This window comes from Aedoeadaptatus acetigenes, from assembly GCF_025566985.1.
Taxonomy (GTDB): domain Bacteria; phylum Bacillota; class Clostridia; order Tissierellales; family Peptoniphilaceae; genus Aedoeadaptatus; species Aedoeadaptatus acetigenes.
In genome coordinates this window covers 1-26,173 of sequence record NZ_JAOQJD010000006.1, presented here as the reverse complement: position 1 = coordinate 26,173, position 26,173 = coordinate 1, and the positions used below count along the sequence as shown (strand labels likewise).

At 30.8% G+C, this 26,173-nt stretch carries 18 protein-coding genes and 3 pseudogenes; 1 reads left to right on the top strand and 20 read right to left on the bottom strand.

What is annotated here, in order from left to right; all coding sequences use genetic code 11:
- Nucleotides 1-318: 318 nt before the first annotated feature.
- A pseudogene (locus OCV31_RS09770) lies at nucleotides 319-435 on the top strand (hypothetical protein); the annotation flags it as partial.
- An 89-nt stretch (nucleotides 436-524) separates the two neighbouring features.
- On the opposite strand, the gene OCV31_RS04420 reads toward OCV31_RS09770, so the two are convergent.
- The 20 genes and pseudogenes from OCV31_RS04420 to OCV31_RS04330 form a co-directional block, all read right to left on the bottom strand.
- Nucleotides 525-1,181 carry a DNA-binding protein gene (locus OCV31_RS04420; RefSeq protein ID WP_148472993.1) on the bottom strand — a complete coding sequence of 219 codons (657 nt, stop codon included), beginning with the start codon at nucleotides 1,179-1,181 and terminating at the stop codon, nucleotides 525-527.
- Between the two features lie 43 nt (nucleotides 1,182-1,224).
- Nucleotides 1,225-7,185, bottom strand: a pseudogene (locus OCV31_RS04415) (helicase-related protein); the annotation flags it as partial.
- Between the two features lie 461 nt (nucleotides 7,186-7,646).
- Nucleotides 7,647-7,883, bottom strand: a complete 237-nt coding sequence (locus OCV31_RS09765) for a TnpV protein (protein WP_394800640.1) — start codon at nucleotides 7,881-7,883, stop codon at nucleotides 7,647-7,649.
- Between the two features lie 968 nt (nucleotides 7,884-8,851).
- Nucleotides 8,852-9,817 carry a DNA cytosine methyltransferase gene (locus OCV31_RS04410; protein ID WP_148472989.1) on the bottom strand — a complete coding sequence of 322 codons (966 nt, stop codon included), beginning with the start codon at nucleotides 9,815-9,817 and terminating at the stop codon, nucleotides 8,852-8,854.
- Complete coding sequence (locus OCV31_RS04405) at nucleotides 9,810-11,531, bottom strand: DNA topoisomerase 3 (RefSeq protein ID WP_148472987.1); 1,722 nt, start codon at nucleotides 11,529-11,531, stop codon at nucleotides 9,810-9,812. Before OCV31_RS04405 ends, OCV31_RS04410 begins: the two co-directional genes overlap by 8 nt.
- An 89-nt stretch (nucleotides 11,532-11,620) precedes the next feature.
- A complete protein-coding gene (locus OCV31_RS04400) occupies nucleotides 11,621-12,604 on the bottom strand; it encodes a nucleotidyl transferase AbiEii/AbiGii toxin family protein (protein WP_148472985.1) in 984 nt (327 codons plus the stop codon).
- Nucleotides 12,597-13,208, bottom strand: coding sequence for a DUF6088 family protein (locus tag OCV31_RS04395; RefSeq protein ID WP_050152885.1), 612 nt, complete (start codon nucleotides 13,206-13,208; stop codon nucleotides 12,597-12,599). The genes OCV31_RS04400 and OCV31_RS04395 overlap by 8 nt, the downstream gene beginning before the upstream one ends.
- 118 nt (nucleotides 13,209-13,326) lie before the next feature.
- A complete protein-coding gene (locus OCV31_RS04390; RefSeq protein ID WP_094208738.1) occupies nucleotides 13,327-14,142 on the bottom strand; it encodes a CD1107 family mobile element protein in 816 nt (271 codons plus the stop codon).
- Nucleotides 14,143-14,156: 14 nt separating this feature from the next.
- Complete coding sequence (locus OCV31_RS04385; RefSeq protein WP_112890530.1) at nucleotides 14,157-15,740, bottom strand: stalk domain-containing protein; 1,584 nt, start codon at nucleotides 15,738-15,740, stop codon at nucleotides 14,157-14,159.
- On the bottom strand, nucleotides 15,727-15,966 hold the full coding sequence (locus OCV31_RS04380; RefSeq protein ID WP_110058823.1) for a hypothetical protein: 240 nt from the start codon (nucleotides 15,964-15,966) through the stop codon (nucleotides 15,727-15,729). The genes OCV31_RS04385 and OCV31_RS04380 overlap by 14 nt, the downstream gene beginning before the upstream one ends.
- 14 nt (nucleotides 15,967-15,980) lie before the next feature.
- Nucleotides 15,981-18,560, bottom strand: coding sequence for a CD1108 family mobile element protein (locus OCV31_RS04375; protein WP_148472983.1), 2,580 nt, complete (start codon nucleotides 18,558-18,560; stop codon nucleotides 15,981-15,983).
- A 7-nt stretch (nucleotides 18,561-18,567) separates the two neighbouring features.
- Nucleotides 18,568-20,991: a VirB4-like conjugal transfer ATPase, CD1110 family gene (locus OCV31_RS04370; RefSeq protein WP_148472981.1), complete on the bottom strand. Its 2,424-nt coding sequence runs from the start codon at nucleotides 20,989-20,991 to the stop codon at nucleotides 18,568-18,570.
- Nucleotides 20,882-21,292: a PrgI family protein gene (locus OCV31_RS04365; protein WP_148472979.1), complete on the bottom strand. Its 411-nt coding sequence runs from the start codon at nucleotides 21,290-21,292 to the stop codon at nucleotides 20,882-20,884. Before OCV31_RS04365 ends, OCV31_RS04370 begins: the two co-directional genes overlap by 110 nt.
- 1 nt (nucleotide 21,293) lies before the next feature.
- Nucleotides 21,294-21,584, bottom strand: a complete 291-nt coding sequence (locus OCV31_RS04360) for a hypothetical protein (protein ID WP_148472976.1) — start codon at nucleotides 21,582-21,584, stop codon at nucleotides 21,294-21,296.
- Nucleotides 21,585-21,593: 9 nt separating this feature from the next.
- Nucleotides 21,594-22,457: a VirB6/TrbL-like conjugal transfer protein, CD1112 family gene (locus OCV31_RS04355; protein ID WP_039121395.1), complete on the bottom strand. Its 864-nt coding sequence runs from the start codon at nucleotides 22,455-22,457 to the stop codon at nucleotides 21,594-21,596.
- Between the two features lie 10 nt (nucleotides 22,458-22,467).
- Nucleotides 22,468-22,683, bottom strand: a complete 216-nt coding sequence (locus OCV31_RS04350; protein WP_000394203.1) for a Maff2 family mobile element protein — start codon at nucleotides 22,681-22,683, stop codon at nucleotides 22,468-22,470.
- A gap of 1 nt (nucleotide 22,684) precedes the next feature.
- Complete coding sequence (locus tag OCV31_RS04345) at nucleotides 22,685-22,996, bottom strand: single-stranded DNA-binding protein (RefSeq protein ID WP_000373440.1); 312 nt, start codon at nucleotides 22,994-22,996, stop codon at nucleotides 22,685-22,687.
- A gap of 195 nt (nucleotides 22,997-23,191) precedes the next feature.
- Entirely contained in the window at nucleotides 23,192-24,661 is a 1,470-nt protein-coding gene (locus OCV31_RS04340; protein ID WP_001105422.1) for a PIN-like domain-containing protein, read from the bottom strand.
- Nucleotides 24,662-24,678: 17 nt separating this feature from the next.
- Nucleotides 24,679-25,215, bottom strand: coding sequence for a ClbS/DfsB family four-helix bundle protein (locus OCV31_RS04335; protein ID WP_001258251.1), 537 nt, complete (start codon nucleotides 25,213-25,215; stop codon nucleotides 24,679-24,681).
- A gap of 61 nt (nucleotides 25,216-25,276) precedes the next feature.
- A pseudogene (locus tag OCV31_RS04330) lies at nucleotides 25,277-26,086 on the bottom strand (VirD4-like conjugal transfer protein, CD1115 family); the annotation flags it as partial.
- Nucleotides 26,087-26,173: the final 87 nt, after the last annotated feature.

The window sequence follows — 26,173 nt, the reverse complement described above, 5'->3', positions numbered from 1 at the left end:
GTCATTTAGAGTATATCAAAATTGACCGATCCAGTCAATATGAAATGAAGCAATTAAAAATAACATATACTTAAAAATAATATTCATTTACATCCATCTACATAATATGATAAAAATAAAAATTCACCTTTGTTAGATAGGTATTTTTTAAGCTTTAGCATTGCTCTTTACGTAAATTCACCTCAAAGCCTGATTATGTTTCATTTGATAAGATAGGATGTGAGATTCCTTAAACTCTTATCATCTAGAATTGATAAGGAATCAATAATTTTAACAATGAATTTGAACTTTGAAAGATGGGAGTAGGTTTTTAAAGATTCTATGCTTACTGGGGCTATCGTTGATAGACTTGCTCATAGGGCCCATATTATGGATATGTCTAGGGAGAAAAGTTATCGGATGGAAGATACAGTAGAGTGGTCAAAAAATATATGAAATATATTTAAAACGCCTTTCCCCTATTACGTCATTATACAACCTATATACATATAAAAAAATAAAGGCAGTCCGAAGACTGCCGATATTTACCTCTCTGCACCTTTGCTATGGTCTTTCTTGTTTGACTTAACTTTGTCATCTGTCTTAAAGCTTTTTATTTGCCCTAATATGGACTTTTTATCTTTATCTTGACTCTTTACTTGTTCTTTTGCTTTTAAGAGCTTAGAAGACAAAATACGAACATTCTTATGTTCCTTGCCGTTGTTATCAATGCTTGTTTTTACTTGTCCGAAGATTTTAACAAAATCTCCTTGTTTAAAGCTCTCTATATCTTTTGTCTTATCTCCATATGCGGAACAATTAGTATAAATTTTATTCCCATCGTCATCTTTTGAAACAATTGAAAAGTTGCTTACCTTGAACTTTTCTCCATTGGCATTTTCTCTTTCAAGATTTTCTACTTTGCCTGCTATATTACCCACGAGATTTATGAGGTCATCTTTTTCTTCAAGTTCATTGGTATTTTCAACAATCTTACCTTGTTCTTTCATATCATCAATCATATAGTCAAAGTCATCACTTAGTAGACCTGTTGTGTCATTGTTCATATATAAAACATAGACTTCTTCAAGTGCCTTTTCATCATTAACACCTTTTTCTATACTAACAAGTGCTTTTATAAAGTCCTTGTAATTATCATTCATCATTTCCTCTAAATTTTCTCTAATATCTTTGTATTCCATATTTTCCTCCTTGTACTAAATAAGGAGAGCTATTCGCCCTCCTCTACCTTTCTTGTCCTTTTTCACTTTTTTCTTGGTTTTTATCTTTTTCTTCTTCTGATTTGAATTTTGATATTTGTCCCAATATTGATGGTTTTTCTTCCTTTGCGTGAAGATTATCCTCTACATCATAAGTTGATTCAAAGTAATCACTATCTTTAAAATCATTGTCATACCTATCTGGTATTCCGTCATTATCAAGATCTTTTGCTAGTGGATCATAAAAGTTTCCATCATCATCTATTTCTAGTCCTAGTGCTTGTTTTAAATCTTCTTCATCTACTGATACCAGATCATCAAAACTTGACATCTTTATGGCTTCAGTCATATCTTTAATAGCTTGTGAGTTAGATATATCTTCCTCTACAAAAGATTCTGTTCTAATGGCTACATTATCTACATACTGAGTCCATGTTTTTTCTTCCAAATTTACCTCATATTGAATCGTGTGCTTACCATCAGGTGTTTCTGTATAGGCAAGTCCTATATGGCTTAAATCAGGATATAGTTTGTCAAAGTCTTCATAGCTATTAGATTCTGAAAACTCATAGTTAGAATAATCAACTATCGCCCTCTTTAAATTTTCTAATAGTGGTGATTGGTTTTCTAATTCTTCTACTTCTCCCATATCTAAAAGTTTATTAATCTCAGCTAGTCTTAGTGTCTTATCCCTTAACTCATCAGCTTTTTCAAATGGTTTAGTTAATTCTAACTTGGCATTTTCTAAAGATTCTTTATAGTTTTCAAGGTTTTGATTTAATCTTTCAAGTCTTGAAGACATTTTTTCAATTGCATTATCAAGCCTTGTTATATTGCCATCAGTGGAGTTTGAAAACTCTCCAAAATATTCTGCTTTTCCTAGGAGTTTAAAGGTGTGAGTATTAGTCATAAAGTTATATGAAACTTGTAAGTCTAAATTTCTATATTTACCAATAACCTTGCTATCATTTATCTTTACCTTTTTTATTTCTTCTAATAGCTTCTCTCCAGCCTCTTTCTTATCTAAAATTTTATTTTCTCCAAGACTGATTGAAGTAAATTTGCTATCTCCTTCTCCTAATTTTTCAATACTTGAAATATCTTCTTTAACTGCTTGTATTTCCATTTCAGTTTTTAAAATACTTTGAGGATAAATCTTATTTACCTTATCTTCAAGCTTATATTTATTAGACTTGTAGTTTGCTTCCAGCATTTTTAGTTTTGTAACTTCGTTATCTAAATCCATTTTTTCTTTAATTAGAGGATTGCCAGTAGCTAAAGCCTTAATTTCTGAATAAGATAGACTTGCTTCATCAACATCTTCTGCAACTCTTACTGGAGTTTTTGAAGTCATAATTTGAGAAATGAATTTTTGCTTATTCTCTATTGTCTGCCATAAATAAGAATCAAAAGTATTTTCTGTTACATATCTAAAAATATTTACCTTATCATTTTCATTACCTTGACGAACAATTCTACCACTTCTTTGCTCTAGGTCAGACGGTCTCCATGGGACGTCTAAATCGTGTAAGGCTATTAGTTTGTTTTGTACATTAGTACCTGCTCCCATTTTTTGAGTAGATCCTAATAATACTCTTACTTCTCCTCTTCTTACCTTTGAGAACAATTCATCTTTTTGTTTGTCTGTATCTGCCTCGTGAATAAAGGCTATTTCTTCTTTAGGTATTCCCATATTCACCAGCTTATTTCTAATATCATCATAGATATTAAATTCTCCATCCCCTTTTGGTGTAGACATATCTGAAAATACTAATTGGGTCGATGAATTTTCTTTTGTCTTATCCCAGATCGAAAAGATATTTTTAACGCATACATTTACCTTTGAATTAGGATCATCGGGTAGTAGTGGATTTATTAATCTTTGATCAAGGGCAAGTTTTTTACCATCATTTGTAATCTTTAGCATATTATCTTCTGTCGGCTCTACTTGGTTATTTCTAACTGCGTCAGCTCGTTCTGAAATAGCTTCTAATATTTCTTTTTGTTCCTCAGTAGGTTTTGTTTTAATAACTTCAAAATTTGCTTCAGGAACTGGCAAATTCAACATATCTGAGGTCTTTATATCTGCTACTTCTTTAAACATAGACATCAATTCTGGCAAGTTATAAAACTTTGAAAATCTTGTCTTTTGCCTATATCTAGTACCTTCTGGAGATAATTCAAAGGTGTTTTCTGTTTCTCCAAAAGTAGAAGCCCAAGCGTCAAAATGTTCTAATCCTCTTGCCTTTAAATCATCATACTGAAGGTATCTTTGCATGGTATAAAGCTCTGTCATTGAATTTGATATTGGTGTACCAGTAGCAAATACAACGCCCTTTCCATCTGTCATTTCATCCATATACCTACATTTCATATACATATCCGAAGACTTAAAGGCTTCACTTTGACCGATACCCGCCACATTTCTCATCTTGGTATGCAAGAATAAGTTTTTGTAATTATGAGCTTCGTCTATAAATAACTTATCTACTCCTAGCTCTTCAAAGGTTATAACATCATCTTTTTTAAAGTCATCATTTAGCTTTTCAAGTCTTACCAAAAGCTTCTTCTTTGTCTTTTCTAGTTGTTTTACTGTGAAATTTTCTCCTCTATTTCTTTTATTCTCATCAATAAAGGAAACTATATCATCTATTTGGTCTTGTATATGTCTTACCTGGTATTCCTTAGACATTGGTATTTTTTCAAATTGAGAGTGTCCTATGATGACTGCGTCATATTCTCCAGTTGCAATCCTACCAATAAATCTTTTCCTATTTTTAGGTTGAAAGTCTTTTTTATCGGCCACCATAATGTTTGCTGACGGATATAATTGCATAAACTCTCTACCAATTTGAGTGGTTAAGTGGTTAGGAACTACAAATAATGACTTACTTGCAAGTCCTAACTTTTTAGATTCCATAGCAGAAGCTACCATTTCAAAAGTTTTTCCTGCTCCTACTACATGGGCAAGTAGTGTATTTCCACCATAAAGAGTCCTTGCTATGGCATTTTTTTGATGTTCTCGTAGTCTGATTTCAGTATTCATTCCATCAAATGTTAAGTTAGAGCCATCAAATTCTCTATTTCTAATTGAATTGAATTTTTCATTATAAATCTTCTCTAGCCTATATCTTCTATCAGGATCTTCAAATATCCAATTCTTAAATTCTTCTTTAATCAGTTCTTGCTTTTGACTTGCAAGCATGGTTTCTTTTTTATTTAATACAGAAGTCTTAGAACCATCATCATTTATTACTTGGTCAAATACCTTCTTATCTTTTAGATTAAGAGCATTTTCAATTAGCTTATAGGCATTCACTCTACTTGTACCATAAGTCATGTTAGCAAGGTCATTAGTTGAGTCAACACTTTTACCTTCAATATTCCATTCACTTGTATGTGGTGAGAACCTAACATTTATATTCCATCTATCATAACCTGGTGTTTTTAAAAGATTGAAAGTAAAGTCTTCTATATCTTTTTGAGGTATCCAGGTTGCTCCTAACCTTACATTTATATCAGAAGCAGTTAGTTCTTCAGGCATAACTTCTTGTAATTTTTCTCTTTGATATTTGAGTTTGCCTAACTCATTTAATAATGTGTCTTTCTTTTCAGAAGGTGCTAAATCTATTACATTTTCAATTTCTCCGATATATGAATTGAGATAACCAATCTTTTCTCTAATATTGCCACTTAAATACTCATCAGCCGATACATATGAAAAATGAAAGGGATCATCATTGTTAAAGTTTTCAAAGGGCATTCTGTTATTTATTAGGTCTGTATCCTTAATATCTAAAAATATCTCGCCCTCAAGCTCACCAATTAAGGTGTCCCTATCTTTACTTGTGATAGATTCCATATATTCAAAATCTACATATCCTTTTTGTGAAACTGATAAGACTAAAGCTTCAAGGGAAGTGTCTACATGGTCTACTACTTTTGCCTTTGTGATTGTTCTTTTTGAAAATATATCACTCTTAGCTTTGAAATTATCCTCATCATCAAGTATTTCTATTGATGAAACCAAAGGAAAGTTCGAGTCTTCTTTTAAGGCTCTAGTGTTTGATAGGGAGTTAATAAAGCCATGTTTCTTTGAAAAGTTATCATAGACTTCATTTAACTCTTCTTGTGATTCTTTTATTTCTTCATCAGAAAAATCGTCCTTTTGTTTTTCTATTACATCTTTTAAAGCATTCATTACATCAAGGTAATCTTTTATCTTTTCTTTGTTTTTATCTGATATATTCTGCTTAATTAAGACTGAGTTTTCTCTTAAGTAGACCTCTTCATCAATAATAGTGTAAGAAAAGTTTTTAACATCATCTGTTGCTGGAAGACTTAATTCTTCATCTTCCAATAGTTCGACCTCTTCATATTTTGAATTTGAAGATATTTCCTTACTTGCAAGATCCATTAAATCCTTTAGATTTTCATCTTCTTTTTCATCACAAGTAATAGTATTTCCAAATCTACCAGATACTTCTTTCATATCCCCTAGTACCATTTGAGGGTTATCTACAAAGTATTTATTATAAGTCAAACCCTTTTTATCAGTTGAAAGGTGTATCCAATCGTCATCTCTTTCTATAACTGAATCTCTCTTTTTTAGAAAAATAATATCTGAAGTAACTTCTGTACCAGCAAGTCCTTTAAATGTTGTATTAGGAAGCCTCATAGCTCCTAAAAACTCACATCTTGCATTAATATATTTTCTAACAGATTCATCTTTTTTATCCATAGTTCCAGATGATGTTATGAAAGCAATAATTCCTCCATTCCTAACCTTATCTATTGACTTTGCAAAAAAATAATCGTGAATCAGAAAGTTATTTCTGTTATATTCACGATCGTTAACTTTAAAATCTCCAAAGGGAACATTCCCTATTACCAAGTCAAAGAAATTGTTTGAGAAGTTTGTTTCTTCAAAACCTTTAATTTGAATATTAGCTTCAGGATAAAGCTCTATTGCTATTCTTCCGCTTAGACTATCTTTTTCTACTCCATAAACTTTAGACGCTTTCATTTCACTTGGCATATTACCAATGAAATTACCGACTCCTGCAGATGGTTCAAGGATATTTCCAGTCTTAAATCCCATATCTGTTAGAGTCTTATATATTCCATCCATTACCTCTCTAGGTGTATAAAAGGATGTTAAAGTAGACTCTTTAGCATTCAAATACTCTTCATTTGTTAGATTTTCCTTTAAAATATTCCTTGCTTCAAGCCATTGACCTCCCTTTTCTTCATCAAAGACATCAGCAAGACCACCCCAACCTAGATAGTCAGCAAGATAGGCTTGTTCATACTCTCTTGGACTCCTATTTTCATTTTCAAGTCTTTTTAGCATTTTAATAGCTTTGATATTTTTATCTAACTTTTCTGATGGTGTTAGGTATTCTGAGTAAATATGATTTTTCAAGTCATAATTTCTAGCAAAACTTAGCCTTTCCTTATTAGGTTCATAGCCTAGATTTTTTAAATCCTCTTTACCCCTCAATAAGTTTTCGGCTGCTTCCCTTGGGACATCATACCTATCCATCATTTGGTCAATTTCTGGATTGTGGGTATCAATAAAGCTTTCTTGCTCTACTTGTCTTTCAATTTGATTTTCATGCTCAGATAATTTGTATATCTCATAGTTTCCACTATCTAAAAGGTCATCAATCTTTCTACTTTCTTCAAATGTTTCAGCCTTATATAAAGGAATTTCTTCTCCATTAACTTCTACCTTAGTTCCTGTTTCAATTAATTTAATTCCATTAAAGGTATTCTCATCTTCTAAAATAAATTCCTTACCAACCTTTACTGCTAGTTTTTCTGATGTTTGACTTAGATTTTCAAAGATTTCTTCAAGGTATGAATCGTTTCTATATGGAATTACTTCCGAACCCCTAATCATACCTCCCATATATTCCATATTATCTCTGATAGTGACAGTTTTAAGTCCTCCACTTAGTTCATCAAAATCTGTAATGGTAAAGTCCTTATCTTTATATCTAACCTGATCGCCTATCTTAAATTTAGGCTCTATCTTTTCTTTATCTTCTTGTAATGATTTTTCCTCACTTAGTGTAACTTGTTCTTCTAAATATGAAAATTCACGCTCATTTACTTCTTCACCATCACCAAGGTCAATCCTATAATGCTCGACAACTTCGCCATCAACATAGTGATCAAAATAGAATTTGAAATATCCAATATAATCATCTGTCATTTCTCCAAATTCATTTTCTCCAAGAGTTTGATTATGGTCTTTAACATCAATATCTTTTTGTCTTAGGACATTAATTAAATCTTTGGTTACTATCTGCCCATTATAATCGGGAACTAATTCGTGGTTTTCATTAAATTCTACAATCCAGTAGTCTTTTCTATTTTGAATGTTTTTGTCATCAAAAAAAGAAGCTTCATCAGCTTCCTTTTCTTGGCTTATTTCATTTTCTAAGCTTCTACGTATTCCTTGATTGCTATTCTCTTCACTGTTGCCATCAAGTTGTTCATCTGTCCTTGGTATTCCTCTGGATTCTCTCTCATCATCTTCTCTGTCAATCCTTGTGCTTTCATCATCTTGACTTTCTCTCTCTTGATAAAGTCCACTGCCTGATTCTGAATTTCCTTCAGATGGTTCAAAAGTGTTTTCTCCTCGTACATTTTCTGAAGTTTCTTCCAGTTCTCCATGTCCTCGCTCCCTACCAGGTAAGACAGTCTTAGAACTGCGTATGTTGGATTCGGAAATCTCTCCATAAATTCCAGATCCCTCTCCATCATGTCCAAGGTTTTCTCTTCGATCTTCATTGCTATTTCCTCTGTCGCTTCCATCTGTGAAAACTCGTCCATCTCTAATTCTTGACCTATCATCTCGTCTATATAAATCATCTTGACCTCCTTTATCTTCATTTATATTTTCTATATCTCTATTATAGTCGGCAGCGACCCTTTCTGTCAGCAGCCTAGCACGATCCATTCCCTTAGATTTTTCTATTGTGCTATCTATAATATCTTCGCTAACCCTTGATATTACAAGACCTATCTGTTCTAAAGAAATAGTATTAATCCTAGAAAAATTATTTTTTAAATTTTCCGTATCCATAGGATAGACTGTATTAAACCTATTAGCTACTGCATAAGATATTGAGTCTCTCATAAACTTTTCAAAACTCAGTCTATCCTCTATATCTATTCTCAAATCAGCAAGAGCCAAGTTAATATATTCATCTCCATAAATTCGACTCAAAGAAAATATATTTTCATTGAGTGAATCACTATCTTCAAATGAAGAATCTCTTATTATTTCTTTTAACGCCTCGTTATGGTTTTCGTGGTCAAACTGCCATAGGCTAACCTCATTAATATTCCTATCCATTGATGTGGTCTGACTAATATCAAAAATATATGAAACTCTTTGACTTATATCACTTCCAACTAAAATTGGAATACCCTTTTGACCTCTCATAACAACTCTGCCAAAATATTTCTTCCACATATCAAAGGTCGCACAAGCTCTAGCTTCAGGTTCTTTGTTATATATACTTAGTTGGCTTGAAAAATCATATTTCTGATTATTGCCTATAACTTTTAAGAGTTTTAAATATTCTTTTTCATCTTGTAACACTTCATACTTTATTGCTTCTTGTATATTTTTAAAATCATTTACTTGCATTTCCTACCTCCATTCTTTGAATTTCTTTTATAATAGCCATTAAAACATCAACCACAATAGAATTGCCGGCCTGCTTATATAGTTTACTTGAGGTGCAATTTTTTCTTCTTGGATGTACTTCTTCTAGTTTGTCAATATCACTATCATCAAAACCCATGAGTCTTAGGCATTCTCTTTCTGTTAAATACCTATATTTACCGTTTCCAATATCTATTATTCCAGAATTAGGTACTCTCATCTGTTTTGTAGAAATAGTATAAGAAAAAGCTTTAATCACTTTTAATCGCCCTCTAAAACTGTTATCTATGCCTTTATTTAAAAATTTCAGCATATAAGGTTGGGTCATTGTATAAAGTTCACTTACATCCTTTTCTAAAAAATCACTTAGTGGTCTTGTTTCTTTCCTCTCCAATTTATTAAAAGAAAAGTTATTTTTTCCTAGACATGAAACAACAAATATCCTTTCTCTTTTTTGAGGTATCCCAAAGTCCATTGCATTTAAGATTTCATACTTGCTTTCATATCCAAGGTCTTCTAGTTCTTTTAGATAAATAAAAAAGGAGTCCCTCATATTTCTATCAAGGACTCCCTTTACATTTTCCCAAATTATCCATTTAGGTTTTTCTTTCATTTCTTTTATTATTCTAATTGTTTCAAATAGTAAGCTTGATCTAGTTCCCGAATTCTTTACTCCTCCTTGCTTTTTTCCTATTCTTGAAAAGTCTTGGCAAGGACTTCCATGCATAATTAAGTCTATCTTTTCATTAGGAGCTTTATATCCTACTACTGATTTTGGCTTATAACTCTCTCCATAAAGTGCGTTGTATGATTTAACACAAGCCTTATCTATTTCTACATAATCAACAACTTCATAAGGTATCTTTAAATTAATAAAAGCCTTTCTAATAGCACCTATGCCACCGAAAAGCTCTAATATTTTTACCTTATTCATTTAGATTATTCTTGTACCTATCTACAAGCTCCCTTATACTATCTTCTATTTCTCTTAAAAAGTCTTCTTTATCTACTTCACCAGAGCTAATCTTTGCAAGTTTCATTTCCCATTCAGAAGTTGTTTCTGCTGATTTAAACTTATCCTCTACAATCGATACAAGTCTATTGCCTTTTTCTGTTACAAGTAAGTTTTTCTTATCTCTTCTTATGAGGTCCTTATGGATAAGATTTTCAATAATTCCTGCTCTTGTGGCTGGTGTTCCTAAGCCTTTTCTTTCTACTTCTATATCTTTATCCAGTGATTCAATCCCTGCATTCTCCATAGCCTTTAAAAGTGTATTTTCATTATAATGACTTGGAGCTTTTGTAAATTTCTCAGATATATTTTTAGAAGTTAGCTTAATTTTATCTCCAGTCTTTACATCTGGTAATTCATTTTCTTGTCTTTCCTTTCCATAAGGCTTTAGATACTTGGTATAACCTTCATCGATTATAGTCTTTCCACTTGCATTGAAGTTAAATTTATCATATTCATATCTGATTTTTCTACTAGATTCCTTTAAGTTATCCGAACATGAAGCAAGTAATTTATTCTTAACTAAATTATAGATTTTGCTTTCTTTATCAGATAAATCTCTAGCTTTTCCAATACGAGATATAGTAGGAATAATTGCATAGTGGTCTGTAACCTTAGATGAATCAAAAATAGACTTAAAATTTGATTCATTAACCTTAAAATCTTCTTCAAGTCCTTCTAATAATTCTTTCATAGTATTAACCATATCATCGGTTAAGTACCTACTATCTGTTCTTGGATATGTGATTAGCTTTTTTTCATACAAAGCTTGTGCTAGATTTAAAGTATCATTTGCTGAATACCCAAAATATTTATTTGCTTCTCTTTGTAAGGTAGTGAGATCATAAGGTTTATCTGGTTTTGTGCTTACTTCTTTGTCTTCTACCTCTGTAATAACTATTTCATCTTCTAGCAGATTTAATAGTTGTTCTGCAACTTCAATTTTATCAATTCTATCTGATACTAGCTTCAATCCTTTATAAGATAGGTCAACTGTGTAATATTTTTGCTTCTTAAATAGGTTTATTTCACTATCCCTCTTAGCTATTAAATATAGAGTTGGTGTTTGTACTCTACCAACTGAATATGTTTCCTTGTAAATGCAAGAATAAAGCCTACTTAAATTCATTCCTACAAGCCAATCTGCAATAGCTCTTGCACTTGCTGATCTATATAGGTCTTCAAAGTTTTCTCCGTCTTTAAGATTTCTAAAGCCATCTTCAATAGCCTTGTTTTCCATTGAAGATATCCAAAGCCTTTGAATCTTCTTCTTACATTTAGCTTGATTATATACAAGCCTAAAAATAAGCTCTCCCTCTCTACCAGCATCACAAGCATTTATAACTGTATCGATGTTCTTATTGTTTAAAAGTTTCTTTAAAACCCCATATTGTTTCTTAGTGTTTTTAGATACTTCATAAATATATTCTTCTGGAATTATAGGAAGAGTTTCTATTGTCCACTTCTTCCATTTTTCGTCTATCTTATCTGGACTTGCCATTTGAATTAAATGACCTACACACCAAGAAACAATGTATCCATTCCCCTCATAATATCCGTTTTTTCTTGTTCTTGCTCCAATTACTTTTGCAATTGTAACTGCTACACTTGGCTTTTCTGCTATTACTAATTTCATTAATACCTCCATAAATAAAAAAAAGAGCGAAAGATTTCTCTCTCGCTCAAAGTATTTCTCCCGAAGATTATATTATTTTCGGGAAAATTCTACTTATTAATTTCTTTTTCTAGTTCTTTAAGAACTTTTATAATCTCTTCAAAGTTTGGATAGTCTCCATATATCATTTCTGACATAGCCTTATAATCTTTCTCTATTTCAGAAAATCGGTACTCTCTTGGGACTAATCTTAATCTTCCATTTAGTGCTTCTTCATACCTTGCCCACTTTCTAGGGTAGAATTTCATTTTAAATTCAGTCACTTTTTTTAATAAATCCTTATCCTCTAAGGCTTTGTTTTTATAATCTGAATTTGCTATTTTATATAAGTCATAAAAGTGTCTTGCATACCTATGTGGCATAGGAGAAGATTCTGGTCTATTCGCTTCATGATGAAGTATAGTTGCCTTTTCCCAAAAAGTTCTCTCTGCTGATACTGTTCTTATATTAGTTTTTTCTTTAAATACGTTTGGATAGGCTTCTCCAATTATTGGTAATATTTCAACATCAATTGCAGGTGTCCATGCTGCAAGGCTTCCTATTTCAAGTCTTATATTTTGTGTCAAATAATTAGATTCAAAAATTTTAGGATATTTACAAAGAATTGTTTGTGGATCTATTGTATCTATAGAAAATTCAAAATCAAAATCCTTTAAATCTTCTTCTAAAACTTTTAAAAATTCATCTCTTAAAAAAAGTTCTGTCTTTTCATTAACTGTTTTGTTGAATTTATCTTGCTTGGTATTTGACCTTTCAATCCATGGTTCTTTTTCTTCATAGCCTAATAATCGCCAATCTAAGATTAGATCTATATCTTCAGAAAATCTTTCAATGAGTCCAAAACATTTTGAAAGTGATGTGCCACCTTTAAAGGTTAAATATTCTTTCCATTTATTTTCATTAAATAGATAGTCTAAGATAAAAGTAACCCAATAGTCTTTTTCAATTACTGCTTCAGATATATTTTTCTTTCTGGCTGTATTTACTATTAAAACTCTTAAATCGTCTTTGTTTTCTATATAAAACTTATTCATTTTTGCCCTCACAAATTTCTCTTATTACTTCATATATCCATGATGGAACTGATTTTGACTCATTCATTAAGTCTGTTCTTTCTTTTTCACTTAAGTTTTCTCTTATCTTTTGTATAACTTCACTAGTTATATTTTCTTTACCTAAAGACTTAATTGCTTGAATAACTGTTGCGGTCTTTAGGGACATATTAGCAATCTCTCCTGGATTTACTTTTTTAAATTCTAAAACCGTATCCCCAATTTTATATTCCTTATATCTTCCACTAGATATATATTTATAGTGAGTCGGAACTTGTGTGGATAGTCCCAACAAATTTAAGGCTGTGCTATTATATGGTGCAATATTCCAATTGTATTTTCTTGCTATGGCAAGTGCTAACTCGTGAATTGATACTGCTTCGTACTCTCCAATTAATTCGCTATATCTTGGATTGTAATAAAAGCCATCGATGACACGCTTGATTTTATCTTCATCTGCTAATCTTTTTAATATTTGTCTAACTGTAGCATTAGATGCAATATCTAAAAAGTCATTTGCAAAAAATACTTTATGTGAATCAAAACTATTTATTTTATCTGATATTATTTCCATATATGAACTCATTACAATTCTCCTTTGTCACGGATATTGTATCATATTCGTGACAAAAGTTCAATTGTACTTAAGTTTAATATCCTTATAATAGTTCATCATCTTCATCTAAAGATTCTTCATGACTTTCTTAATTGTCAGATTCATCTTCTGACTCACTAACATAATCCTCATCATCTTCTTCAAAGTCTTCCAACATTCTATCTTCCTTAGCTTTGACTACTTTAAAATAATATCCTGCTCCTATAACTCCTCCAATTACAAGTGCAACAATTAGAAATGAACCTATCCCGCTTTTCTTTTCTTCTTTTACTGGAACAGTCTTAGGTTCTTCTTTTTTTACTTCTTCTTTCTTAGGCTCTTCAACCTTTATAGTGTTTTTATCTTCTGATTCAATCATATTAAGCAGGTCTTGCTCTCCTACTTCTGTCAATAGCCTTACATTATCTTGATTTGATGAGTGATCTACTATTAGGTGCATAGTTTTTCCACTTTTGGTTTGAAATGTTAAAAATTGTCTTACATCAACTGGATTTTCTTTATCTTTTTCTGTATCTCCACTTGGTGTAATATCTTTTCCATTCCTATCTACATTTTCAATTACTGAACCTCTTGCCTTATTTTCTTGTGTTGCAAGATTATTTACTGCCTTTGTATTACCACCTTTTACAAGTGGGGTTTTCTTTGGTGGATTATTTGAAGGCTTGGTTGCTTCACTTGTATTTCCTTGTATTCTTGGAACATCTTGATAAGGAATTTCTTCTTTTGATGGTGTAAAAACATCATCTTTCAACATTTTCTCAAATTCTTCTTTTTGTGGTTCATAGATTGATTCGTTTTGACTTTCAATTTGTCCTTCATTTGTCATCGCAAATGTAGTTGCTGGTACTGTAAATGTAAAAAGGAGTAACGCTATGGCTACTCCTCGTTTAATACTCTTATTCATTTTTCTATCCTTTCTTATTTTACATTTTTAAATACATAGACTGCTTTTCTAGCATTGTCCCATTCTATTGTTTGGTTTTTGCCATCTTTAATATCTCCATGACTTGCTCCAAAAGCTTTAGCAATATTTGAAATTGAAGCATGAATTCTTCCATTTATAATCACTGGCTTAACATCTGAATTGTAGACCTTTCCATCTGAATCTTTCATAACACCAGTATCAATATTTAGTCTTAATGTCTTTTTTGCTAGGATATTATTCTCTTTATTTGAGAAAATAGCTTCACGAGTAGAGTTGTCATACTCAACATTAAAACCTAGAGTATAAGCAATATATCTTACTGGAATCATAGTTCTTCCTTGGTCTACATAAGTTTTTACATCCATATATACTGTTGTCTTACCATCTTTGTTGATAATGTTATAAAAGTTTTTGTCTACTTGGAAAACTGCAAATTCTTTTTCATCTTTAACTTGTTTTTTGTCCTGTTTTTCTTCTTGCTTTTTCATCTTGTTAAGATCAAATTGATTTAGGATATTCTTATCATCAGCTTTCAAAATTTCGTCCCACTTTTTATCTTGAGATTTATTATCTTCTTTCTTATCTTTGTTTTCTTTTTGGAGTTTTAGAAGTTCATCTAATTTCTTAGATAAGTCTTGGTTTAGATTTTTGTCTTTTTCATCTTTAACTTGTTTTTCAAGTTCTTCTTTCGCTTTTTTATTTGCTTCCTCGATTAACTTCTTTGCTTCTTCAATTTTCTTATCTAATTCTTCTTTTAGCTTTTTAATTTCTTCTTCAGAAGCTTTTTGTTTTTCTTCTAGTTCTTTAATTTTTTCTTCTAATTCTTTTTTAGTATTTTCAGAAGATTCTTTTAAACTATCAATAGCCTTTTGAAGCTCTTCAATTTTCTTAAAGCATTCTGACTTAGAATTTTCTGTCTCTTTCTTTTTATTCTCTAATTCTTTTATCTTAGTATCTTTTTCTTCAAGAACTTTTTCTAAGTCCTTAATTCTATTATTTTTATCCTCAATTTCTTTAGTCTTCTTTGAAAGTTCCTCTTCTAAAGACTCGAGCTTTTCTTGCATTTCTTTGACTTTATTTTCGTTTTTATCGGTCTTTTCTTTCTCAGCTTCTAACTCCCATTTTGTAGATGAATAATCTTCTTTTAGTTTTGCATTTTCATCTTGTAATCTTTTTAATTCATCTTTAAGTTGAGTAATTTCTGCTATTAGTTCATCATTATTGGAGTTTCTAAGATTCTCAATTTCTTTATTCAATTGAACAATCTTATTATCTTTATCTCTAATCTTTTCTTCTAATTTAGCCTTTTCTTGTTTCAGATTCTCTCCATTATCTTTGCAAGATTCTAACTTTTCCTTTAATTCATCTATCTTTGATTGGTCTTCTTGTTTCTTATCATTTAAGTCTTTGATCTGATTTTCTAAATCACTAATTTTACTTATAGAACTTTCTATCACTTTTTTACTACCATCTGTATCATCAGCTTTAGCTAGTACATTAGTAGTTGAGGTTGATGTTAAAACTAATAAAAGAGCCATAAAAAAGGCTCTTAGTCTGTTCGTATTAAATTTCTTCATTATGAATGTTCTCCTTTTCTTTTAATTTTTCTTCTATTTTTCTGTCATTAATTTTCTCCATTAATTCTTCCAAGCTAATATTGTTTCTCCTAAGAGTTACAATTATTTCTTCATTCTCAACTTGTATTTCTTCATCGCAAATTTCCTTGTATTTTGCATTTAAATCTTTTAACTTCTCTTCTATTTTTTTCTTTTTGTTCCTGATACTTATAAGTTTTCTGTTCACACAATATCTCCCTTCTATCTTGGTCTTCCAAAACCATAAAAGTGTGATTTCCAATATTTTGAATTTATTGATGTGTATTGAATTGGATCTCCTGCGTGAATCATCATTCCATTACCTGCGTATATTCCTACATGAGATATTGGAGTTCCACTGTTATATGTTGAATGGAAAAATATAATATCTCCAGGTTGAGCTTCACTTGGACTTACTGGATTACAATAGTCTTTGTATATTCTCCATGCAGTTGTTCTTGGCATACTCTTTACACCAGACTTTGTAAATGACCAACATACAAAACCTGAACAATCAAAGTTAGATGGTCCACTTGCTCCAAACACATATCTTTTGCCTATATGTTTTTCTGCTTCATTAAATAAGGCTTTTGCAGTAGCTGAATCAAAAGCAAGACCAGGATTTCCAAAGTTTGGATTGTCTACTATTTCTCCTAAGTCCCCATTACCCGATCCAAAAACATCTCCCATATTCCCCTTAGCTTCAAGAAGAGCTTCATAATGAACTACATTGTCTGGATAATCTTTAAATATTTCCCTAACAACTTCATCCATTTCTTTTTTCTTTAAAGTTACAATTAACTTTTTATATTCGTACTCTTCTTTTTCATAACTAGTATAAGGATTGCCACGACTATCATATCTAGTTCTTGCTACTGTTCTTGTTCTAATTTCAATTTCTTCCTTAAAATCAAGCTTATACATCTTATCGAAAAGTTCTTTTAAAATTCCTTTTACTTCAGATGCTGATTTTACTTCTCCACATCTTGAAGTTATATAGGATAAAAGTTCATGGGTATTATGACCAATTTCTCCTTCTTTATTTATGATATATTCGTCATATCCAGGATGACTTGTTTTTACACTTTCGATTTGTGATTGTAGGTCATATTCCATTGATGAAAATTCTTGATTAACTTCACTTAGAACTGTATCTTGTGATAGGTATGTTGTTGTCATTACTGAGTTTACTGAGTTACTTAGTCCACTCATACCAACACTTCCACCACCAATCATGATTGATAGCATAAGACCTAGTCCTATTACTAGAAATAGAACCATCTTACTTTTTCTTACGATTAGCTCTTTAGAAGCCTTACCTAAACTTAAAATAGCTTTTTTAACTCTATCTACAAGTCTTGTTTCGTGCTTTTTAGCTATCATGCTTTTCATTTGCTTTCTTTGGTAAAACTTCTTAAATCTATTTTTCTTTATATAGGCGTCTGACTTTTTTAAATCTTCCAAGCCGCTTTTAAACTCCAACTTGCTTTTTCTCTTTCTTATTTTCTTATCGAGTTTAGATAGCTTTTTTAAGGACTTTTTCTTTTTGTCTAGCTTATACTTCCTTATTCCATGCTGGAGTTTAGAGCTTACATTGGCGACCTTTTCTCCAGATTCTACACCAGTATTATCAGATCCTGAACTTAAATAATCTCTCACTAACTCTGAAGACTTAGCTCCAGATAATAAAACTCCAGAAGATAGACTTCCTTTAGTTTTATTCTTTAAGATATTATCCTTTAGCTTACTTTTAGACTTTTCAAGCTCTCCAATCTTTTTATCTGAGATAAAGTCTTTAACATCTTGTGCCTTCTTAGAATCTTTTCTTGTAACTTTCTTAGATTCATCTTTTAAGTCATCGATTTTCTTTCGAGTGAATTTATCACTTTCATAATTTTTTCTTTTGTAGTAGGTCTTCTTTTTGTTAACTTTCTTTTGTTCTGAAGCTTTAAGGCTTGTTTCCTTTTCATCTTTTATAAATTCTTGATTATTGTCTTTAAACTCAGGATTATCAAATGTTTTATCTGTATCAACTTCGCTTAGCTTACTTTCTTTATCTATCTCTTTAGAAATTTTTTCCTTATCTCTAAACTTCTTTTCTTGATAAAGTTTCTGCTTTTGCTTTTTATCGATATTAGTATTACTTTCGTTCTTACTTACTTCATCTTTAACAAGCTTATCTTTTCTATATACTCTCTTGCTTTTCTTTGCTTCGATAGGTTTATCTTCACTTGTCTGGATTCGCTTAGACTCTTTCTCGTTAATTTTGTCTTGGAATTTATCCTTACTATGGATAAGTTTATCCTCGTAATTTTTAAGAACTTGTCTTTTACTTGATTCCTTCTTATTGCTTATTGGTTGAGCCTTAGCTGAAATATCATCTGTTGTTAATTTATTAGAGTTAACATTTCTACTGTTTTCACTATCAAAATTTACCTTTTTGTAGTCTACATCTAAGTCTTCATCAAGTTTAAAGCTTTCATCTGCCCTTATTTCAAGATTAGTCTGTTTAACTTCATTAGCCTTATCCTTATTATCTAAAACTTCTTTTCTGATTCTTTCCTTGTTTTTAGCCTTCTGAAAATCTTTTAGTTTATCCTGTTTTTGATCTTTAGCTAATACATTCTCATGGATAAGTTTAGATTCTTTTTCTGAAATTTTATCTCCGAACCTATCCTTAGTCTTAATTATCTTATTTGTATAATCATCTGAATGAACAAGTTTACTTTCAAGATTCTTTTCAGGAGCGTCCCTATTTCGTATAATTTTCTTTTGAAAATCTTTTTTTAGTTTTTTATCCATATCACACCTACTTAGCTTCTTCTGGTTTAGTTGTCATTAGCTTATATAGCATAGTGTCTTTAGGGAATTTATCAATAAATGGAACAATAGTATTTCCAAAGAATAATAGTCCCTCACCTGCATTTGAGTTAGTAATATAGTTTAACTGATAAGGTGATATTTTTAATTTCTTAGCAAGAATATCTCTATCTCCAGATGCTTGATTTAACATTAGAACAAAGTCTGTATTATCAAAGATATTTTCAATTTCCTGACTTGTTAAAAGGTCTTTTACGTTTTGAGTTATACCTGTTGGAATACCGCCCCATTTTCTAAATCTTTTCCAGATTTCTACTGAATATGAAGCAGTTTGTGGGTCTTTTAATAAAAGGTGGAACTCATCTATATAGTATCTTGTAGACTTGCTTCCTCTATTAAGGGAAACCTTGTTCCAAACCTGGTCTTGAATTACAAGCATACCTATTTTTTTAAGTTGTGTTCCTAGCTCTTTTATATCAAAACAGAGCAGTTGTCTATTTAGGTCAACATTAGACCTATTATTAAATACATTAAGACTTCCTTTAACATAAATTTCCATTTCTGTTGCGAGTTTTCTACCAACTCCCTCTTCTTGAGATAGGAGCATATCGTATAAATCTCCTAATATTGGCATATTTTCTGGTTTTGGGTCTTCAAAATATTTTTGATATATCTTTGGTAAGCACCTATCTATAACGGATTTTTCTGCAGCAGTAAGACCAGATCCTCCTACTACAAGTTCAAGCATAGACATTATGAAATTTGCCTTATCCTTTAAAGGTGCGTCCCCATCTCCATAGTTCATATTAATATCTAGTGGATTTAGATAGTCCTTTGACTTTGCTGAAACTTTAATAACTTCTCCATTAAATTGTTTTACAAGGTTTGAATACTCGCCTTCAGGATCACAAATAATTACATCATCGTCTGTTACAAGAATTGCATTTGCCATCTCTCTCTTTGCTGAGAAAGATTTACCAGAACCTGGTGTACCTAATATTAATCCGTTAGGGTTCTTTAGTTTCTTCCTATCTGCCATAATCAAGTTTTGGCTAAGGGCATTTAATCCATAGTACAAAGAATTTGCTGAATCAATAAATAGCTCTTCGGTTGTAAAAGGCATAAATACTGCCGTTGATAATGAAGTTAAAAATCTTTTTATCTCGACTTGATTAACTCCCAAAGGTAAGACAGAAACAAGTCCTTGCTCTTGTTGGTGAGATAATCTTTTTACCTGACAATTATGTCTGTTAGCAATTGATGAGATTTGAGCAATAGTGTTTTCTAATTTTTGATTAGTTCTAGCAAAATTCATCATTACAATGGTAACTACAAAGAGCCTTTCATCTCTATTTTGTAAGTCAGATAACATGGACTTAACATCCGCACCAAAGGTATTTATATCTGATGGAATAATATCCATATCATATCCAGCACGAACTGCTTTTTTTTGTTCTTCAATTTTCATTCTGTCTAGGTCTGTGTTTTTTCTTTTAATGAGTTTAATAGCTTCTGCTTGTTCAACTACATCTATATGAAAAGCTACATAAATATTATCATCAATATCTAAAAACTCAGATAACATTCTGTCTGATAACTCACTTGCAAGTATTTGAAAATGACTTACTGCTCCAATGAATTTCCCAAATTTAAAATTATTTGCCGGTGCAAAATTAAAGATATTGGGAGTTATATGTGATTTTGTAGACTCTTTCTTCTTCAAATCTTTATATGAAAAATTAAAGTTCTTGTCTGGATTTAACATATCATGAACAAGTCTTAGTCTTTCTTCGCCATCAAGACTCTCTGCTCTTACTCCCATAGATTTAAAGTTGGATAAAATATCTACTTCAAGTCTATTTAGCTTTGCTCTTGCTTGCTCTAGGTTATCAGCTTCTGTCGTAAAGGTTATATACTTCATCTTTTTAAGTCCGTTATTGCCCTTTGCAAGTTGAAGCTTTAACATCTCCCTAAACTCTTTTCTTACATCGTCATAGAAGTCTCCCTTATCAGCAATTTTAATTGCATCTTGTAGGTCTTTATTTCTTCCTAATTGATTTACATATGAAAGTTCAATGTGGACACTTGGATCAAAAGAATTTAAAAAGTTGGCAAATTGGTTAAAGATTAAATCTCTATCTTCTTCCAATGCCAACTGGTAATTTATATCTTGAAATGAAATTGTCTTTGAATAATTTTTTTCATCTAACTGGCATATGCCCTCTGGTAACATTCTTATATATGGAATAGTATCCTCAACAGTAAATCTCTTCTTCTCTTTCTTTAAAAGTACACTTAGAAGACTATTTGTTGAATCTTTCTTTGTTTTTAGCCTTCTTACTTCCTTTCGGTCTTTTTTTAATTGTTTTTCCCTTAGATTTAAGTCGCTGATTTGCTTTTTTCTTTGCTTCAAGGTATGCCTCCTTTCTTATTCTCTTAGTTGGTTGATAAAACTTATGAAGATAGAAAAATTTAAAATATTTTTCAAAAGTTAAGGTGTCTTTTTCATATAAGGTTATAAAAAAGATTGGCAGGGTTACTATTAGCATTACAATGATTGAAACATCATTAGGTAGATATTTCTTCATAAATAAATAGGTTGGTATGCCAATTACTCCTGCCACAGAAAAACCTATAAGTTGTCTTTTAGTTAAGTTAAAGGCAACCTTTGTTTTAATCTTGTCCAAATCTTTTGGTATTGGTACATATGCCATTTTAATCTCCCTCTACTTCTTCTTTGGAAAGTTCAAGTATATGGTCATAATTAGATGTTGTTTCTTCTTCTAGGTAGCTAATTCTTTCTTCTAATTCTTCTTGTTTTTCTTCATTTCTGTCATTGTATTCTCCTTGATACATAACAAATTCATTGTGACATCTTCCGAGCCTATTTATTCTCCTCTTTAAGTTTCTAATCTCTTCATTTCTTTTCTTCTCTTTTACAATTTCATAAGTTCCTCCTAATAAAATTCCAAGTCCCAATAAAGCACAATTTTTCTTTTTTAACATTTATTCCTCCTAGTGCGTATTCATAATACTTTTTGCAACTGTTCCACTCTTAAACATCATAAGTCCAAGAAGTAGAGCATATCCTAATATACTAAACAAGCTTGCGTGAATATCTGTAACCTGCACCGTCCTTATTAAAACAGTGTAGATACCTAAACATACCATCAAAAACAAACCTTGTAGTCCCAAGGCAAAAAGTCCCTTGATATAATTTGTTCCAATCTGACCCCATTCTTTATTTCCCATAGTCGCAAATGGAATGGATGATACTGATGAGTAGACATATATTTCAAACATACGCCCATATACTATTAATGTTATAACTAGTGATATTCCTTGAATTGCAATCCTTACAAGGCTCGTTTCAACTAGTATCATTAAAAGCTCACCTATTTCTTTTTCTTTTAATGTATCAACCATTGCAACTATCTGATCTCCTGAAACAGTGGCAGAAGTAGTGATTACCCCTGCCGCTTTGTTTACAAGATTTTGTGCCACATCAAAGACTGCCATTGAAAATTCAAAGGCATGGCTTGCAAGGTAGACTGCTATAAACATCTTTATAATGTATTTGAAAAACTCAAATGTATCCGTATCGTGCATATTATTCTTTTGCATAACCATATTTATGAGTTCAATACATAAAACTGCTGTTATGATAAGACCTGCTATTGGAACAATCACATTATCATTAATGTTTTTTATGAAGTTATATACTTCTCCATTCCAACCCATTGGTGTCTTCCCAACATCAGTTGCAATAACTCCTACCTTGTCATTTATATCTAAGAACATGGACTCAAGATTTGCTTTGATACCTCCGAGTAGCATATCCTTAAAAAATTCAGTTAGCTTGTCAAAGATACCAAACATAGACTTTCTCCTATTTTAAAGCATTTGCAAGTAGTGGAATTAATTTGATACCGATTAGCACAATTCCTCCACCAGCCATAAGCTGCTTAATACCTTGAGATTTAGCACCAGGGTTATCATTACCATAACCTTCCATTAAGTTAATAACTCCCCATGCTCCTAAACCTGCACCAATTGCAGTTACAAGTGTTTTTAAAACTCCAACTCCAGCTGTAAAAAATTCCATATTATTCCTCCTCGTTTTCTTTCTTATTTTCTATTTTGTTTAGTGATTTAACTATAAAATTCTTGTAGACCTTATCTCCTTTTTTGTTTTCTTTGAAATATCCAAAGACATGGATCAGATCTCCTTTTTCAAATTCTTTTGCAATTTCTACCTTTTCTCCATATACTGAGCAATTTGTATATTCTTTGCCTTTTCCATATTTTTTTACAAGAGCAAAATTTGCTACTTGAACACTTTCTCCATCTTTTTCAAATTCTGAAAATTCAGCTTCCTTAACTAAATTTGCATTAATATTTATCATTTCTCTATCCATTAATTTCTTCTCCTTAATCTATAAATTTCAATTAAAAAAGCGACTGGATCTATTTATTTCCAATCGCTATACATTATTCCTTATTAAATTGTTCTAAGTAGGAGCTCTTATCCTTAACATCTTAACCTCCTAATTTTGAGTATAAAAAAAGCAGTAAACTTTATAATTACTGCTTTAATAAAATATCCTATATTATTAATCATTAAATGAACAATCTCGACAAATACCACCTACATCTTCTCGCCTATCCTTAAATCCCTTTCCACATTTAGAGCAAATAAATGCATAATCATTATTGTAATTCTCCTCTTCTAAATAAGAGTCATCGTAGTCTTCTTCATTTTTGTTTATAGAATCTTGATCTATCTGAATTTCAATTATTTCAATATCTGTATATTCTTTATCATTATTAATATAAAAAGAATCTTCTTCGATATCATCTTTATTAATTAATCTTGTGACATTAACTATGACACTTCCACTAAATTCTTGTTCTATTGGTGGTGATTGTATGACTTCTTTTGTATCATCATCACGTCCCCAATAATCAAAGGATACACAACTTAAATTTATTAAATATTCTAGCTCATAAGTTATACTAACAATCTCGTCTGTAAACTCTTCATAAGTATCTAATATCTCATTGAATTCACAATTATTTATATCTAATTCTTCAATACCCTCACTTCCAATAACATACGATTCTAGATAATAATAGTTGTTATTATAAATACTGTCAACTATATCATTAGAAATATCTTGTTTTACTCTTTCTACATATGACACATCTTTTCTATTTAAATCTACATAAACATTAAAATCATATCTATCATATACTTTTGAAGCGAAATTCTGAAACATTCCTGTTGTTAAAAATTCAATATTTACATTTGGATTTTTTTCTTTAAATTCACTTAATAATTTATCGTGAACTACTAAATTATCTTGACTATCCTTACTCCACCAGTCTTCTTTTATATCATTCGTAATAAAAATAATATCTTTTACTGATTTTTCAACTGGTAAATCTAATATCTCTTTCCAAACAAATAAATCTCCAAATTTTTCAACTCCATCTTTATTAATGTCCTCATATCCAGGCGGAATTTTATATTTATACCTAAGTTCACCCTCTCTAATAATTTTTAATTGTTCACTAAACCTTATCCTATTACCTATCCTATTATTTTTTTCTAAATATGAAATAAGATTATCTATATCTTTAATTATTTCAGGAGAATCTGTTGTTATTTCATCATATTCAATACCAACACTATTTTTATAAGATTTGATTATTTGTTTTAATTCAACTAACTTGTTATTTAAATCATTCTCCAAATTTTTTCTTCCAAAATAATTATATTTAGATGATTTAATCAAGACACTCTCTAAATTTTTTTGACTCCTTTCAATTACTCTTAGTAAATCTTTTTCAAAATTTTGATACTTTTTTTTCAATTGTCCGAATACGCTATATTTATTTTTATTAAATTCTTTATACACTTGATTCGGAATCCATATTAAATCCTTACACTCCTTGAAAATTTCTAATATGTTTTTGCTACTATATAATGAATATCGAGCTAAGTCAAGTATTACATTTGTATCTAATACTATTATAGAGGTTTTTCTATTTATTATTTTTTTAAATTTTTCATAATTCAATTAAAGCACCAACCTTATTATTTAATTACATTCACAAAATTATTAAGTTTTTTCCATTTTCTAATCTTAGTCCTAAATGTTCCAAATGGTGCTACTGTATTTACATGGATAAATTTATATACTTCCCAAGTTGCAGTTTTTGTTGCTTCATCTGCCCATTTTCTCATATGTGGTTTAAATAATTCTTCCTCTGTAAGATTATCTATCAAAGAGTAAATATCTTCTATATTCTGTGATAGTTGTTCTTTTAATTCCTTTAACGATTTATGAGCATAGGTATCTGTAAACCATTGATACAATTCTCCAAGTTGATTCCACTTAAATTTGTCAGATGGCGTTTTAACCTCAATTCCCTTTTTTTCATCTTCTTCCCATTTCAAAACTAAAGTTGTCCAACCTACTTGATAGGCAAGATTTTCAGCTGGTGTCCTATCAACTTGATCTACTCTTTTATCTTTTAATTCTTCTGGGATATTATCAAACTCTGAAATATATTTTCCAAAAGTTTTCTTTATCTCATTTTTTAATTCTTCCTTACTTTCATAAGACCTCATATGCCTACCTCCATGGTTTATATAGATATTATACCAAAAATATTTTTATCCTAGGCTTAATTCATAATCTTGTAATCAAACTGTTCCTGTTTATTTTTATTTTATCTCTATTTGTTAAATACTCTTCCACATCAAACAAGTTTTTCTTATCATAATCTTCCAACAACTTGTAATTCTTATGCTTTGTAATATCGAATTTATCAGATAGAAAAGGTCTTACTCCTCTTAACTGATAAATACACTTACCGCCATCCATTACAGTTATTTCATCTTGACTCATAAGTTCCTTGCCAGTTTTTTGGTAATTTAGACCAAAAGATTTTTGATTGGATCTTGTTTCTGATGTGTTATATAGGTCTATGGTTTCTTTTCCTAAGGTTTCAGATAATTCTTTTACTGTTGTTTTTTCTTTTCCTCCTAAAAAGAGTGTAGAGTCGCAGTTACCAACTATTGTATCTGCATGGTCTTTATAGATTGCTTTTAATTGAGATTGTGCTTGCAGTATTATGCTTGCCGATATTTCTCTTGAACGAATTGTTGCAATCAATTTTTCAAATTTAGGAATTAATCCTATATTTGCAAACTCATCAAGTAGACACCTAACATGAACTGGAAGTCTTCCACCATACACATCATCTGCCTTATCACATAGAAGATTAAATAGTTGAGAATACATTATTGAAACTACAAAGTTAAAGGTATCATCTGTATCTGATATTATTACGAATAAAGCAGTTTTTCTATCTCCAATTTTATCAAGCTCTAATTCATCTTCGCTCATTAGTTCTCTAAGCTCTCTTATATCAAAAGGTGCAAGTCTTGCTCCACAAGATATTAGAATTGACTTGGCAGTTTTTCCTGTAACAACTTGTCAAGGACTTTCTAATCATTTTTATCGACTTTTTGATGTTTTTCTCTCTCCATTTCTCTAATCATTATGCGTTTTAATTTGTCTTGC

Excerpts from the sequence above, each read along its gene's own strand:
- OCV31_RS04410 (WP_148472989.1), bottom strand. The coding sequence starts at position 9,817 with ATGAATAAGGTAAAAATATTAGAGCTTTTCGGTGGCATAGGTGCTATT.
- OCV31_RS04400 (WP_148472985.1), bottom strand. The coding sequence starts at position 12,604 with ATGAATAAGTTTTATATAGAAAACAAAGACGATTTAAGAGTTTTAATA.
- OCV31_RS04365 (WP_148472979.1), bottom strand. The coding sequence starts at position 21,292 with ATGGCATATGTACCAATACCAAAAGATTTGGACAAGATTAAAACAAAG.
- OCV31_RS04395 (WP_050152885.1), bottom strand. The coding sequence starts at position 13,208 with ATGAGTTCATATATGGAAATAATATCAGATAAAATAAATAGTTTTGAT.
- OCV31_RS04345 (WP_000373440.1), bottom strand. The coding sequence starts at position 22,996 with ATGGATAGAGAAATGATAAATATTAATGCAAATTTAGTTAAGGAAGCT.
- OCV31_RS04375 (WP_148472983.1), bottom strand. The coding sequence starts at position 18,560 with ATGGATAAAAAACTAAAAAAAGATTTTCAAAAGAAAATTATACGAAAT.
- OCV31_RS04405 (WP_148472987.1), bottom strand. The coding sequence starts at position 11,531 with ATGAAATTAGTAATAGCAGAAAAGCCAAGTGTAGCAGTTACAATTGCA.
- OCV31_RS04385 (WP_112890530.1), bottom strand. The coding sequence starts at position 15,740 with ATGAAGAAATTTAATACGAACAGACTAAGAGCCTTTTTTATGGCTCTT.
- OCV31_RS04420 (WP_148472993.1), bottom strand. The coding sequence starts at position 1,181 with ATGGAATACAAAGATATTAGAGAAAATTTAGAGGAAATGATGAATGAT.
- OCV31_RS04355 (WP_039121395.1), bottom strand. The coding sequence starts at position 22,457 with ATGTTTGGTATCTTTGACAAGCTAACTGAATTTTTTAAGGATATGCTA.
- OCV31_RS09765 (WP_394800640.1), bottom strand. The coding sequence starts at position 7,883 with ATGGAGAACTGGAAGAAACTTCAGAAAATGTACGAGGAGAAAACACTT.
- OCV31_RS04360 (WP_148472976.1), bottom strand. The coding sequence starts at position 21,584 with ATGTTAAAAAAGAAAAATTGTGCTTTATTGGGACTTGGAATTTTATTA.
- OCV31_RS04350 (WP_000394203.1), bottom strand. The coding sequence starts at position 22,683 with ATGGAATTTTTTACAGCTGGAGTTGGAGTTTTAAAAACACTTGTAACT.
- OCV31_RS04390 (WP_094208738.1), bottom strand. The coding sequence starts at position 14,142 with ATGAATAAGAGTATTAAACGAGGAGTAGCCATAGCGTTACTCCTTTTT.
- OCV31_RS04335 (WP_001258251.1), bottom strand. The coding sequence starts at position 25,215 with ATGAGGTCTTATGAAAGTAAGGAAGAATTAAAAAATGAGATAAAGAAA.